This is a genomic window from Streptomyces sp. PU-14G, from assembly GCF_041028275.1.
Taxonomy (GTDB): Bacteria; Actinomycetota; Actinomycetes; order Streptomycetales; family Streptomycetaceae; genus Streptomyces.
Genome location: NZ_JASKYT010000183.1, coordinates 1 through 13,614 on the forward strand (window position 1 = coordinate 1; position 13,614 = coordinate 13,614).

The window sequence follows — 13,614 nt, forward strand, 5'->3', positions numbered from 1 at the left end:
GTCGCCGCCCATCCCGCCGTCGCCCATCCCACCGGGGCACGGTCCCGGCTGTCTGTGCGGCGTCGGCTCGCCGTGCCACTCCGCTACGATCGGCACCCGCCTCAACTGCGACGACAAGAGGGGAGCAGGCGGCGTGGGCAGCACGGAGGACAGCCGGGAGGCGGGCGCGGCGGGCGTCCCGAGGCTCGCGGAGCGGGACGCGGTCGGTGCCCGGACCTCGGCGGAGCGGGGCGCGGTGGGCGGCCGGATTCCGGTCGTCGTGCTGGCCGGGTTCCTCGGCTCCGGGAAGACGACCCTGCTCAACCACGTGCTGCGCCGCGCCCGAGGCACCCGTATCGGCGCGCTCGTCAACGACTTCGGCAGCATCGAGATCGATGCCATGGCGGTCTCGGGGCAGGTCGACTCCATGGTCTCCCTCGGGGACGGCTGTCTGTGCTGTGCCGTGGACACGAGTGACATGGACGAGGCGCTGGAGAGGCTCGCGCACCCCTCGGTCGGTATGGACGTCATCGTGATCGAGGCGAGCGGGCTGGCCGAGCCCGAGACGCTGATCCGGATGCTGCTGGCCGGCGGGGACCCGCACACCGTATACGGCGGGCTCGTCGAGGTCGTGGACGCCGCCGAGTTCGAGACGGTACGCGCCCGCCACCCCGAACTGGAACGTCACGTCGGCGCCGCCGACCTGCTCGTCCTCAACAAGGCCGATCGCGTGCCCGCGGAACAGCGGGAGGCGCTGCGCGCGGAGCTCGAACGGCTCGCGCCGGGCACGCCCGTCGTTCCCGCCTCCTTCGGGCGCGTCGACCCGCACCTGCTGTTCGACCGCGTGTACCGGCCGCGGCCCCCCGTCGAGCAGCTGTCGTTCGACTCCCTGCTGTACGGCGAGGGCGAGAACGGAGAAGAGGAGGCCCCCGGAGAGCACGGCGCGCACGCGGAGCACCTGCACGCGGCCTACGAAGCCGTGGAGTTCACCGCTGAGACCCCCATGGACCCGCGCCGCTTCCTGGAGTTTCTGGACAGCAGGCCGGAGAAGCTCTACCGGATCAAGGGATATGTCGACTTCGGTACCGCCGACCCCGACAACCTGTACGAGCTGCACGCCGTCGGCGGGTTCCTGCGCTTCGCACCCCAGCGGCTGCCGCGCGACGCTGAACGGCGCACGGAACTGGTGCTGATCGGAGCGGGTGTGGACGCCGAGGCGCTCCGCGCAGGGCTCCGCGACTGTGCCGCGGGACCCGAACCCCATGACGAGCGCGCTCTGTGGGGCGTGCTCCGCTACGTGGACCACGGCCCCTCCGTGGACCACGGCCCCTCGGAGGAGGACCCGGACGTGCACGCCCCCGAAGCGGCCGAGCACGGCGGAGCGGCGGACGCCGAGCCGGACGCCCCGTCCTCGCCGTCCTCCCCGTTCGAGCCGCAAGGGGCGTAGACCGGACGCCCGGAACAGCAGCCGGACCGCCGTTCCGGACCGCACACCGGCCCGGTCACGCGCGGCGCCACCTCACGGGTGCCGTCACACCGGCCCGGCCGCACCCGCGTCCTCACCCCCTGCGCACCACCGTCACACCGGTCCGGCCACAGCCGCGACCTGCTTCGTCAGCGGGAGCCCCGAGCCGTCCCGGCGCGGGTCGGGCTCGGGCAGCTCGACCGGGGCGCCGGTCTTCGTCGCGGCCCGCGCCGGAGTGGAGCCGGCCCAGGCCAGCCGCAGCCGGTCCTCGCCCTTGAGGAAGCGCTGGCAGCGCACGCCGCCGGTGGCCCGCCCCTTGCGCGGGTACTGGTCGAAGGGGGTGAGCTTGGCCGTGCTCAGCGAGTCGTCGAGGGTGCCCTCGGCTCCCGCGGCCGTGAAGACGGCTCCCTCGGACGCGGGGTCGACGGCGCCGAAGAAGAGCACCTGGGCGCCGTCGGCCAGCTTGACGCCGGCCATGCCGCCCGCGGGACGGCCCTGGGGGCGTACCTGTCCCGCCTGGTAGCGCAGCAGGTGGGCGTTGTCCGTGATGAAGACCAGGTCCTCCTCGCCGGTGCGCAGTTCGGCGCCGCCGACGACGCGGTCGCCGTCTTTGAGGGTGATGACCTCCAGCTCGCTCCGGTTGGCCGGGTAGTCGGGCACCACGCGTTTGACGACGCCCTGCTGGGTGCCGATGGCCAGGCCGGGTGAGGACTCGTCCAGGGTGGTGAGGCAGACCAGCGTCTCGTCGCCCTCCAGGGTGAGGAACTCCGAGATCTGCGCCCCGCCCGCCAGGTTGGGGGTGGTGGCCGAGTCGGGGAGCTGGGGCAGGTCGACGACGGAGATCCGCAGCAGTCGTCCGCCGGAGGTGACCGCGCCGATCTCTCCGCGGGTGGTGGCGGGCACCGCGGAGACGATCACGTCGTGCTTGGCGCGTTTGGCGGGCTCGGCGAAATCGGTGCTGCCGCTGGCGGTGCGGGCCAGCAGCCCGGTGGAGGAGAGCATGACCCGGCAGGGGTCGTCGGCGACCTCCAGTGGCACGGCGACCACCGGCGCCTCGTTCGCGTCGAGGATCTCGGTGCGGCGCGGGGTGCTGTACTTCTTGGCGATGGCGGACAGCTCGGAGGAGACGAGTTTGCGCAGCTCCGTGTCGGATTCGAGGATGCGGGTCAGTGCCTCGATGTCGGCCTTGAGCTTGTCGCGCTCGTCCTCCAGCTCGATGCGGTCGAACTTGGTGAGCCGGCGCAAGGGCGTGTCGAGGATGTACTGGGTCTGGATCTCGCTGAGCTCGAAGCGGGAGATCAGGGAGGCCTTCGCTTCGGCGGCGTTGTCACTCGACCGGATGATTCTGATGACCTCGTCGATGTCGACGAGTGCCACCAGCAGCCCCTCGACGAGGTGGAGCCGGTCGCGCCGCTTGCCGCGGCGGAACTCGCTGCGGCGGCGCACCACGTCGAACCGGTGATCGACGTAGACCTCCAGCAGCTCCTTGAGGCCGAGGGTGAGCGGCTGCCCGTCCACCAGCGCGACGTTGTTGATGCCGAAGGACTCCTCCATCGGCGTCAGCTTGTAGAGCTGGCTGAGGACGGCCTCGGGGTTGAAGCCGTTCTTGATCTCGATGACCAGCCGCAGTCCGTGCTCGCGGTCGGTGAGGTCCTTCACGTCCGCGATGCCCTGGAGCTTCTTCGCGTTGACCAGGTCCTTGACCTTGGAGATGACCTTCTCGGGGCCGACGGCGAACGGCAGCTCGGTGACCACGATCCCCTTGCGCCGCGCTGTGACCTGCTCGACCGTGGCCGTGGCGCGGATCTTGAAGGTGCCGCGGCCCGAGCGGTAGGCGTCCTGGATGCCCTCGCGGCCGACGATCTTGCCGCCCGTCGGTAGGTCGGGTCCGGGAATGAAGCCCATCAGGGTCTCCAGGTCGGCGCCCGGGTGCTTGATCAGGTGGCGGGCCGCGGCGATGACCTCGGTCAGGTTGTGCGGCGCCATGTTGGTGGCCATGCCGACCGCGATGCCCGAGGAGCCGTTCACCAGGAGGTTCGGGTAGGCGGCCGGCAGGGTGACGGGCTCCTGCTCGCTGCCGTCGTAGTTGGCGCCGAAGTCGACCGTGTCCTCGTCGATCGAGTCGACCATCAGACCGGCGGCCGGGGCGGCCCTGCACTCGGTGTAGCGCATCGCGGCCGGCGGGTCGTCGTTGCCCAGCGAGCCGAAGTTGCCGTGCCCGTCCACCAGCGGCAGCCGCATGGAGAAGTCCTGCGCCATGCGCACCAGCGCGTCGTAGATCGCGCTGTCACCGTGCGGGTGGAGCTTTCCCATCACCTCACCCACGACGCGGGCGCACTTGACGTGTGCCCGCTCGGGGCGCAGCCCCATCTCGTGCATCTGGTAGAGGATCCGGCGCTGTACGGGCTTCATCCCGTCGCGGGCGTCCGGGAGCGCGCGCGAGTAGATGACCGAATACGCGTACTCCAGGTAGGAGCTCTGCATCTCGTCGACGACGTCGATGTCGAGGATGCGCTCCTCGAAGTCCTCTGCGGGCTCCGGTGCCGGTGTACGGCTCTTACTGCGGCGGGCCATCGCGGCTGCGGCTCCTTCGCTGCTTCGTGCTGTCGCTCTTGTGTGCGGGCGCCTCTTCACGGCGCCGCCTCTTGTGCGCGTAGCTCTTGCTGCGCGCGCTCGTGCTGTGTGCGCTGCTGTGCTCGGGCCCGGGCTTGCGCTCGGGTCCGGGTTTGCGTGCGGCTTCGCGCGACCATTGTGGACCGCCCCACTGACAGCCGGCCGCTCGGTAGACCGTACGGGAACTTCGCACGTTGTCGGCGTGGTTGCATACAGTGACAGCACCGCCGGTCGCGTGAGACGCACGGGCGGTCGGCAGCTCCCGGCGTCCGGCCGGGAGACCTCCGCGAGCGGAAGGGACTCCACGCCCATGGGTCACACGGCCACGCCCCCGCCGGCCACCGGTGGGCTGACAGCGACGGAGCACCGGTTGGCCAACGGCCTGCGTGTGGTGCTCTCCGAGGATCATCTGACCCCCGTCGCCGCTGTCTGCCTCTGGTACGACGTCGGTTCCCGCCACGAGGTGAAGGGCCGCACGGGCCTGGCGCACCTCTTCGAGCACCTGATGTTCCAGGGCTCGGCCCAGGTCGAGGGCAACGGGCACTTCGAGCTGGTGCAGGGCGCGGGCGGCTCCCTGAACGGCACCACGAGCTTCGAGCGCACCAACTACTTCGAGACGATGCCCGCGCACGAGCTCGAGCTCGCCCTGTGGCTGGAGGCCGACCGCATGGGGTCGCTGCTGGCCGCGCTGGACGAGGAGTCGCTGGAGAACCAGCGGGACGTGGTCAAGAACGAGCGCCGCCAGCGGTACGACAACGTGCCGTACGGCACCGCGTTCGAGCGCATGACGGCCATGGTCTTCCCCGAGGGCCACCCCTACCACCACACCCCGATCGGTTCCATGGCCGATCTGGACGCCGCCTCACTCCAGGACGCACAGGAGTTCTTCCGCACGAACTACGCGCCGAACAACGCCGTGCTGGCGGTCGTCGGCGACATCGACCCGGAGCAGACGCTGGCCTGGGTCGAGAAGTACTTCGGCTCCATCCCGGGGCACGAGGGCAAGCAGCCGCCGCGGGACGGCTCGCTGCCCGAGGTGCGGGGCGAGGAGACGCGTGAGGTCATCGAGGAGGAGGTGCCCTCCCGCGCGCTGATGGCGGCCTACCGGCTGCCGCACGACGGCACGCGTGAGGCGGACGCCGCCGACCTGGCGCTGACCGTGCTCGGCGGCGGCGAGTCCTCCCGCCTCTACGCCCGGCTGGTGCGGCACGACCGCTCGGCGGTGGCCGCGGGATTCGGCATGCTGCGCCTGGCGGGCGCCCCCTCCCTGGGCTGGCTGGACGTGAAGGCGTCCAGCGGCGCCGAGGTCGCCGACATCGAGGCGGCGGTCGACGACGAGCTGCGGCGGTTCGCTCAGGAGGGCCCCAGCGAGGAGGAGATGGAGCGCGCGCAGGCCCAGCTGGAGCGCGAGTGGCTGGACAGGCTGGCCACGGTCGGTGGCCGCGCGGACGAACTGTGCCGGTACGCGGTCCTCTTCGGCGACCCGCAGCTCGCGCTGACGGCGGTGGGCCGGGTCCTCGAGGTCACGCGCGAGGAGGTGCGCGAGATCGCCGCGCAGCGGCTGCGCCCCGACAACCGGGCCGTGCTGGTCTACGAGCCGCTGGCGACCGAGGCCGAGGAGAACGAGGAGAGCGGGCAGTGAGCGAGACCCCACAGACGCCGGCGGCCACCGCCCCGGCGGGCACCGCGCCGAGCGCGGGCACGAGCATGGACTTCCACCCCCAGCCCGCCGGCGGCACGCCGAAGCCGTGGGCGTTCCCCACGCCGCGGCGCGACGTGCTGCCCAACGGGCTGACGGTGCTGCGCTGCCACCGCCCGGGGCAGGAGGTCGTGGCCGTCGAGGTGAACCTGCTGGCGCCGCTGGACGCGGAGCCCGAGGGGCTCGACGGTGTCGCCACCCTCATGGCCCGGGCGCTCAGCGAGGGCACCGACAAGCACACGGCCGAGGAGTTCGCCGCCGAGCTGGAGCGCTGCGGCGCCACGCTGGACGCGCACGCCGACCACCCCGGGGTGCGGGTCTCCCTGGAGGTGCCGGTCTCCCGGCTGCGCAAGGCGCTGGGGCTGCTGGCCGACGCGCTGCGCGCCCCCGCCTTCCCCGACGACGAGGTGGAGCGGCTGGTCGCCAACCGGCTGGACGAGATCCCGCACGAGCTGGCCAACCCGGCCCGCCGTGCCGCCAAGGAGCTGTCGAAGGAGCTTTTCCCCGCCACGTCGCGGATGTCGCGGCCCCGGCAGGGCACCGAGGAGACGGTGAGCCGTATCGACGCGGCGGCCGTCCGCGCCTTCTACGAGGCCCATGTGCGTCCCGTGACGGCGACGGTCGTGGTCGTCGGCGATCTGGAGGGCGTGGATCTGGACGCGGCGCTGGCCGAGACGCTCGGCGCCTGGACCGGTACGGCAGCCGAGGCCCGCGCGATGCCGCCGATCAGCGCGGACGACACCGGCCGCGTCGTCATCGTGGACCGCCCGGGTGCGGTGCAGACGCAGCTGCTGATCGGGCGCGTCGGCCCCGACCGGCACGACCGGGTGTGGCCGGCGCAGCTGCTGGGCGTCTACTGCCTGGGCGGCACCCTCACCTCCCGGCTCGACCGGGTGCTGCGCGAGGAGAAGGGCTACACCTACGGGGTGCGGGCCTTCGGTCAGGTGCTGCGTTCGTCCGAGGACGGCAGCGGGGCCGCCATGCTGGCCATCAGCGGTTCGGTCGCCACGGATGTCACGGGTCCCGCTCTGGCCGACCTGTGGCAGGTGTTGCGTGTGCTGGCGGCCGAGGGGCTGACGGACGAGGAGCGGGACGTGGCGGTGCGCAACCTGGTGGGTGTCGCCCCGCTGCGCTACGAGACGGCGGCGGCGGTGGCCGGAACGCTCGCGGACCAGGTGGAGCAGTACCTGCCGGACGACTACCAGGCGCGGGTCTACGCGCAGCTGGCCGAGACGGGCACGGTGGAGGCCACGGCCGCCGCGGTCAGCGCGCTGCCGGCGGACCGGCTGGTGACGGTGCTCGTCGGTGACGCCTCCCAGATCGCCGACCCGGTGCGGGAGTTGGGGATCGGCGAGGTCAAGGTCGTCTCCGGCTCCTGACGTCTTCGTTCCGGGGCGCGGCGGCAGGGGAAAGTGGGGCCCGGGAGGAGGAATCGCTCCTTCCGGGCCCTTCGTGATGTCCGTTTCTGTTGCGGTTGTGGCGAGTTGGGGTGTGGCGAAGATGACAAAGCCAGGGATTCGTTTGCCGCTCGGAGTTGGCGCCGTCTAGCGTCATTGCCGCTGTCCGTCAGAAGTGACCGCACCCGCGGCCGACGGATGGTGATCGCCGAATCCCCGAGGGGAACTGCCCGAGGGGGACCGGGGACCCACCTTGTCCCATGGGGTGAATCGGACGGCCTCGACAAGAGGCGGCCCGTAGGAGACCTTCCTGCTCCGAACCCGTCAGCTAACCCGGTAGGCGAGAAGGAAGGAAAGGAGTACGCCTCCGTATGGCGTTCACCCGTGCCACCGGGAAGCACAGGCGCCCGAGTAAGACCCGCAGGGCCACGGCGGGAGCGGCGGGCATAGCCGGCCTCGCCACCGTGGGTGTCGTGGGCTCCATCGCCTCTCCCGCGTTCGCCGCGGGCGGCGGGCAGAGCCAGAACAACCTCCAGCAGAGCCCCCAGCTGCGCGAGGCTCTCGCCGCCCCCATCTCGGACACCCTGGACGAGCAGGCGTACGACCAGGCGCTCACCGCCGAGCAGACGAGGGCCGAATCCGAGGCCAAGGAGGAGGCCGCCAAGGCGAAGGCCGAGGCGAAGCGGAAGGCCGACGAGGCCAAGCGCAAGGCCGCCGCCGAGAAGGCGCAGAAGGAGCACGAGGCCAAGGTCAAGGCCGCGCGGGCCGCGGAGCGCGCGAAGCTCAACGCCTACGTGCTGCCGGTCGAGGGTTCCTACGTCTCCACCGGGTACAAGCAGGGCGGCGGCATGTGGTCGTCCGGCAGCCACACCGGTATCGACTTCCACGCCGGCATGAACACCCCGGTCCACTCCGTGGCCGCCGGTGAGGTCGTGGAGGCCGGCAACGGCGGTGCCTACGGCAACAACATCGTCATCAAGCACAAGGACGGCACGTACACGCAGTACGGCCACCTGAACTCGATCGGTGTCTCGGTCGGCCAGAGCGTGGAGTCGGGCCAGCAGATCGCCCTGTCGGGTTCGACCGGCAACTCCTCGGGTCCGCACCTGCACTTCGAGGCCCGTTCGGGCCCGGAGTACGGCTCGGACATCGACCCGGTCGCCTATCTGCGCCAGCACGGCGTCAAGGTCTGACGCCTCTACGGCGCACTCGCGGACATGCGATGAGCCCCCGGCCTGCTGGGCCGGGGGCTCGTGCGTGTCGCGTTCCACGTCAGTGGGGCCACGCCGACGGCGGAAGCGCGGCGGGGGCGGTTCAGACCGTCTCCGGAAGCTCCTCCAGCCCCTCGGCGACCAGCTTCGCGAGCCGGTCGAGGGCCGCCTCGGCGTCGTCCGCCTCGGAGGCCAGGACGATCTCCTCGCCGCCTTCCGCACCCAGGCCGAGCACGCCGAGCATGGAGGCCGCGTTGACGGGGTTGCCCTCGGCCTTCCGCACGGTGACCGGAACGCCGGCGGCCGAGGCGGCACGGACGAAGATGGAGGCGGGGCGGGCGTGCAGCCCCTCGGCCCAGCCGACGGTGACGCGGCGCTCAACCATGGTGTTGCCCTTCGAGTCGGTGAGGTTGTCTAGACCAGTCTCGCACGGTGGTCTGTCGGCACCGCACGGTCGTCTGTGTTGGTACCGCGACCATACGACGCACCGCGCGAGCGCTCCGTGAGCCCGGTCACCGCCGTACGCTGAGCGCATGCCCAGCCCCGAGGAGCGCGCCTACCCGACCCACTGGGAAGCGGACATCGTCCTGCGCGACGGCGGTACGGCGCAGGTGCGGCCGATCACCCCCGACGACGCGGAACGCCTGGTCAGCTTCTACGAGCAGGTCTCCGACGAGTCGAAGTACTACCGGTTCTTCGCGCCCTATCCGCGGCTGTCCGACCGCGACGTGCGCCGCTTCACGCACCACGACTACGTCGACCGGGTCGGCCTCGCGGTGACGATCCGCGGGGAGTTCATCGCGACCGTCCGCTACGACCGCATCGACCGGCTCGGCCGTCCCGCGAGCGAACCCGCCGACGAGGCCGAGGTCGCCTTCCTCGTCCGCGACGACCAGCAGGGCAGAGGGGTGGCCTCCGCGCTCCTCGAACACATCGGGGCCGTCGCCAGGGAGCGCGGCATCCGCCGCTTCGCCGCCGAGGTGCTGCCCGCCAACAACAAGATGATCAAGGTGTTCACGGACGCCGGATACTCCCAGAAGCGCAGCTTCGAGGACGGCTCCGTCCACCTCACCCTCGATCTGGAGCCCACCGAGCGCTCCTGGGCCGTGATGCAGGCTCGCGAACAGCGCGCCGAGGCCCGCTCCGTCGCCCGGCTGCTGGCCCCCGGCGCCGTCGTTGTCATCGGCGCCAGCCGCAGCCCCGGCGGTGCAGGGCGAGCCGCCCTGGGCAGCCTCAGCGCGGGCGGCTTCACCGGGCGCCTGTACGCCGTCAACCACGCGCTCGACCCCGAAGGCCCCGCGGAACTGGCCGGAGTGCCCGCCTACAGTTCCGTGCGGCACCTGCCCGAGCGCGTCGACCTGGCCGTCCTCGCCGTCCCCGCAGGGCAGCTGGAGCGCGCGGTCAGGGAGTGCGGCCAGGCGGCGCTCCAGGGGCTCGTCGTGCTCTCCGAGGGCCTCGGCCGTGACGAGCAGCGCGCCCTGGTGCGGCTCGCCCGCTCCTACGGCATGCGGCTGATCGGCCCGGGCGCGCTCGGCCTCATCAACACCTCGCCCGACGTGCGGCTGAACGCGACGCCCTCCATCCGGATGCCCGCGCGGGGCCGCATCGGCGTCTTCACCCAGTCGGGAGCCATCGGCATCGCCCTCCTCGACGGGCTCGACCGGCGCGGCATCGGCCCCTCCTCCTTCGTCTCCGCCGGCAACCGCGCCGACGTCTCCGGCAACGACCTGCTCCAGCACTGGGACGAGGACCCCGACACCGACGTCGTCCTGATGTACCTGGAGTCGATCGGCAACCCGCGCAAGTTCACCCGCCTCGCGCGGCGCACCGCCGCCCGCAAACCCCTCGTCGTCGTCAAGGGCGCCCGGCAGCGCGGCAGCGCGCCCCCGCCCGGACATGCCGCGCCGGCCTCCCGTACGCCCGACGCGACCGTCCAGGCCCTGCTGCGACAGGCAGGTGTTCTGATGGTCGACAGCTTCACCGAACTGATCGACACCGGAGTGCTCCTCGCCGACCAGCCGCCGCCCGCGGGCCCGCACGTCGGCATCCTCGGCAACACCGACGCGATGAGCCTGCTGACCTACGACGCCTGCCTCAACGACGGCCTTCGGCCCCGCCCCGTGGTGGCACTGCCGGGCGGCGCGGGCCCGGGCGACTTCGGCCGGGCGCTGCGCGAGGCGCTCGCGGACGCGGCCACCGACGCGGTGCTGCTCACCGTCGTGCCCACCGTCCCCGCCGAGCTGCCGGGCCGCACCGGAACGCACCAGGCGGACGCCCCGCCCGACGGCCACATCGAGGCCCTCGCCGACGCGCTGCGGGAGGCGGCGGACGCGGTGGCCGCGCACGAGGGCGGCCCGCGCAAGCCGGTCGCCGTGGTGCACCTGGCGATGGAGGGCCTGCAAAAGGCGCTCGCCGCGCGCGGCCTGCCCTCCTACCCGACGCCCGAACGCGCTTCCCGCGCACTGGCCGAGGCCGTGCGCCACTCCCGGTGGCGAGCCGAGTCGGGGGCGCCGGGCAAGGTGCCCGACCTCGACGCCGACGAGTCCGCCGCCGCGCGGCTGCTGGCCCGCGCGACGCCGCCGGCGCCCGACCGCGGGCGCGCCCTCTCCGACGAGGAGACCTCCCGGCTGCTGCACTGCTACGGGATCCGCGTCCGGCCCGCCCTGCCCGCGCCCGACGCCGACGCGGCGGCCCGGGCGGCCGACCGCCTCGGCTACCCGATCGCCCTCAAGACCACAGCGCCGCACCTGCGGCACCGCGCCGACCTGGGAGGGGTGCGGCTGGACATCGCGGGGGAGGCCGGGCTGCGGCGCGCCTACGCGGAGCTGACCGACGCGCTGGGCGCCCCCGACCAGCTGCGCCCGGTCGTCCAGGCGATGGCCCCGCGCGGCGTCGGCACCGTCATCCGGGGGACCCTCGATCCGGCCATCGGCGCCGTGCTCTCCTTCGGCCTGGCGGGCACCGCCTCCGACCTGCTGGAGGACACCGCGCACCGGCTGGTGCCCGTCACCGACAAGGAGGCCGCCGCTCTGGTGCGCGGCATCCGCTCGGCGCCGCTGCTGTTCGGCTGGCGCGGCGCGGAGCCCTCGGATACGGCCGCGCTGGAGGAGGTGCTGCTGCGGGTCTCCCTGCTGATGGACGACCACCCCCAGGTGCTCGCGGTGGAACTCGACCCGGTGGTGGTCGCTCCCCGGGGCGTGACGGTGCTGGGCGCCGCGGTCCGCGTCGCCGACCCGGGCCTCCGTCCCGACCTGGGCGCGCGCAGGCTCCCGGCGTACTGACTCGCCGGGGGCGTGCGCACGGGGAACGGGCGGGTCTGCGCCGCCGTACGGCCCCGTAGGATGGCTGTCATGGCGAAGACCGGTACGACGACCCAGGGGCTGCGCGAGGCGATCGAGCGCAGCGGTTACTACCCGGCTCTCGTGGCCGAGGCCGTCGAGGCGGCGGTGGGCGGAGAGCCGGTGGCCTCCTATCTTGTGCATCAGGAGACCACGTTCGACTCGAACGAGGTGCGCCGCCACGTCACCGTGCTGGTGCTCACCCGCACCCGCTTCCTCGTCAGTCACACCGACGAGCAGGCCGCGGACGGCACCTCCCCGTCGCCCTACGCGACGACGTCGACCGAGTCCGTGAAGCTGGAGCGGATCTCCTCCGTCGTGCTCTCCCGCGTCGTGGCCAACCCCGAGTCCTACACCCCCGGCACCCTGCCCCGCGAGGTGGTGCTGACCATCGGCTGGGGCGCCGTCTCCCGTCTCGACATGGAGCCGGCCACCTGCGGTGACCCCAACTGCGAGGCTGACCACGGCTACACGGGCTCGGCCACGGCCGACGACCTCTCGCTGCGCGTCAGCGAGGCGGGAGACGGCCCCGACACCGTCCGCCAGACCCTCGCCTTCGCGCAGGCGCTGTCCGAGGCCACCGCCGGTACGACGAGCACCCGGGTCGGACCCTCGCAGTGACCCCCGAGAACGCCCCCCACGCCTTCCCGACGGCGCCGTACGACGGTGCGCCGGCGGACACACCGCTGGACCCGCGCACGGCCCCCGTGCCCCGCTACGGCTCCGGCTCCCTCGCCGACCTGCTGCCCTCCGTCGCGGCGGGGCTCGGCGTCCCCGGCATGAGCGCGGGACTGCCGCTGGAGCCCGCCGACCGTGCCTGCGTCTTCCTGGTGGACGGCATGGGCTGGGAGGCGCTCAGGGCGCACCCCGACCAGGCCCCCTTCCTCACCTCCCTGCTGCCGGGCTCTGCGAACGGCACCGGTGAGCCGATCACCGCGGGCTTCCCCTCCACCACGGCGACCTCCCTCGCCTCCGTGGGCACCGGACGCGTCCCCGGCGAGCACGGGCTGCCCGGCTACACGGCGCTCGACCCGGCCACGGGGCAGCTCATGAACCAGCTGCGCTGGCAGCCGTGGACCGACCCGCACCTGTGGCAGCCCTACCCCACCGTCTTCCAGCAGGCCGAGGCCGCCGGAGTGGCCGCCTGCCAGGTGACGGCCCCGCACTTCGAGCACACCCCGCTCACCAGGATCGCCCTGTCAGGCGGCACCTTCCTCGGCCGGCTGGCCGCCGAGGACCGCATGGACCTGGCCGCCGCACGCCTCGCTGCCTCCGACCGCGCACTCGTCTACACCTACTACGCGGAGCTGGACGGCAACGGACACCGCTACGGCATGGACTCGGACGCCTGGCGCGGCCAGCTCTCCCACGTGGACCGCCTCGCCAGACGCCTCGCCGAACAGCTGCCGCCCCGCTCGGCGCTCTACATCACCGCCGACCACGGCATGGTGGACATCCCGCAACGAGCCGAGGCGCGGCTCGACTTCGACGAGGACTGGGAGCTCGGCGCCGGCGTCGCCCAACTGGGCGGCGAGGGCCGGATGCGCCACGTCTACGCCGTCCCCGGCGCGGCAGGCGACGTCCACGCGGTCTGGCGCGAAGTGCTCGCCGAGCAGGCGTGGGTGGCCACCAGGCAGGAGGCCGTCGAGCTCGGCTGGTTCGGCCCCGTGGTCGAGCCGCGCGTCAGCGGCAGGATCGGTGACGTGGTCGCGGCGATGCGGGACGACATCGCCATCGTCGCCACCCGCCGGGAGCCCAAGGAGTCCGAGCTGATCGGCATGCACGGCTCGGCGACCCCCGCCGAGCAGCTCGTCCCGCTCCTGGAGGTCCGCACCTGACGGTGCGCCTCCCGTAGCCCGCGCGGCCTCTCCCTGCGAGAATCCGCCCGCGGGAGCCCCTGCCCGCCCGAGCC

9 protein-coding genes and 1 riboswitch are annotated in these 13,614 nt (G+C 72.9%); of the genes, 7 read left to right on the forward strand and 2 right to left on the reverse strand.

Features of this window, described 5'->3' with window-relative positions; all coding sequences use genetic code 11:
* The first annotated feature begins 235 nt into the window (after nt 1-235).
* Nucleotides 236-1,426, forward strand: a complete 1,191-nt coding sequence (locus AB8Z75_RS20800) for a GTP-binding protein (RefSeq protein ID WP_369204177.1) — start codon at nt 236-238, stop codon at nt 1,424-1,426.
* Nucleotides 1,427-1,558: 132 nt separating this feature from the next.
* On the opposite strand, the gene AB8Z75_RS20805 is transcribed toward AB8Z75_RS20800, so the two are convergent.
* Nucleotides 1,559-4,018: a DNA topoisomerase (ATP-hydrolyzing) subunit A gene (locus AB8Z75_RS20805; protein ID WP_369204165.1), complete on the reverse strand. Its 2,460-nt coding sequence runs from the start codon at nt 4,016-4,018 to the stop codon at nt 1,559-1,561.
* Nucleotides 4,019-4,367: 349 nt separating this feature from the next.
* On the opposite strand from AB8Z75_RS20805, the gene AB8Z75_RS20810 reads away from it, so the two are divergent.
* From AB8Z75_RS20810 to AB8Z75_RS20820, 3 genes are all read left to right on the forward strand, one after another.
* On the forward strand, nt 4,368-5,699 hold the full coding sequence (locus AB8Z75_RS20810; protein WP_369204167.1) for a M16 family metallopeptidase: 1,332 nt from the start codon (nt 4,368-4,370) through the stop codon (nt 5,697-5,699).
* A 65-nt stretch (nt 5,700-5,764) separates the two neighbouring features.
* Complete coding sequence (locus AB8Z75_RS20815; RefSeq protein WP_369204179.1) at nt 5,765-7,135, forward strand: M16 family metallopeptidase; 1,371 nt, start codon at nt 5,765-5,767, stop codon at nt 7,133-7,135.
* Nucleotides 7,136-7,349: 214 nt separating this feature from the next.
* A riboswitch (cyclic di-AMP (ydaO/yuaA leader) is annotated at nt 7,350-7,511 on the forward strand.
* Between the two features lie 13 nt (nt 7,512-7,524).
* Nucleotides 7,525-8,346 (forward strand): M23 family metallopeptidase, encoded by an 822-nt coding sequence (locus AB8Z75_RS20820; RefSeq protein ID WP_369204169.1) that lies wholly within the window; start codon nt 7,525-7,527, stop codon nt 8,344-8,346.
* A gap of 121 nt (nt 8,347-8,467) precedes the next feature.
* Here the strand turns inward: AB8Z75_RS20820 and AB8Z75_RS20825 are convergent, their stop codons facing one another.
* Nucleotides 8,468-8,749, reverse strand: a complete 282-nt coding sequence (locus tag AB8Z75_RS20825) for an HPr family phosphocarrier protein (RefSeq protein WP_369204171.1) — start codon at nt 8,747-8,749, stop codon at nt 8,468-8,470.
* A 148-nt stretch (nt 8,750-8,897) separates the two neighbouring features.
* Here AB8Z75_RS20825 and AB8Z75_RS20830 point away from each other — a divergent pair, with 148 nt between their 5' ends.
* From AB8Z75_RS20830 to AB8Z75_RS20840, 3 genes are all read left to right on the forward strand, one after another.
* Entirely contained in the window at nt 8,898-11,645 is a 2,748-nt protein-coding gene (locus tag AB8Z75_RS20830; protein ID WP_369204173.1) for a GNAT family N-acetyltransferase, read from the forward strand.
* Nucleotides 11,646-11,714: 69 nt separating this feature from the next.
* A complete protein-coding gene (locus tag AB8Z75_RS20835; RefSeq protein ID WP_369204175.1) occupies nt 11,715-12,323 on the forward strand; it encodes a DUF5998 family protein in 609 nt (202 codons plus the stop codon).
* Nucleotides 12,324-12,388: 65 nt separating this feature from the next.
* Nucleotides 12,389-13,540: an alkaline phosphatase family protein gene (locus AB8Z75_RS20840; RefSeq protein ID WP_369204181.1), complete on the forward strand. Its 1,152-nt coding sequence runs from the start codon at nt 12,389-12,391 to the stop codon at nt 13,538-13,540.
* Nucleotides 13,541-13,614 lie beyond the last annotated feature (74 nt).

What these genes read in the sequence shown, in the direction of transcription:
- AB8Z75_RS20815 (WP_369204179.1), top strand. Translation starts at nt 5,765, where the DNA reads ATGGACTTCCACCCCCAGCCCGCCGGCGGCACGCCGAAGCCGTGGGCG.
- AB8Z75_RS20805 (WP_369204165.1), bottom strand. Translation starts at nt 4,018, where the DNA reads ATGGCCCGCCGCAGTAAGAGCCGTACACCGGCACCGGAGCCCGCAGAG.
- AB8Z75_RS20835 (WP_369204175.1), top strand. Translation starts at nt 11,715, where the DNA reads ATGGCGAAGACCGGTACGACGACCCAGGGGCTGCGCGAGGCGATCGAG.
- AB8Z75_RS20810 (WP_369204167.1), top strand. Translation starts at nt 4,368, where the DNA reads ATGGGTCACACGGCCACGCCCCCGCCGGCCACCGGTGGGCTGACAGCG.
- AB8Z75_RS20830 (WP_369204173.1), top strand. Translation starts at nt 8,898, where the DNA reads ATGCCCAGCCCCGAGGAGCGCGCCTACCCGACCCACTGGGAAGCGGAC.
- AB8Z75_RS20820 (WP_369204169.1), top strand. Translation starts at nt 7,525, where the DNA reads ATGGCGTTCACCCGTGCCACCGGGAAGCACAGGCGCCCGAGTAAGACC.
- AB8Z75_RS20825 (WP_369204171.1), bottom strand. Translation starts at nt 8,749, where the DNA reads ATGGTTGAGCGCCGCGTCACCGTCGGCTGGGCCGAGGGGCTGCACGCC.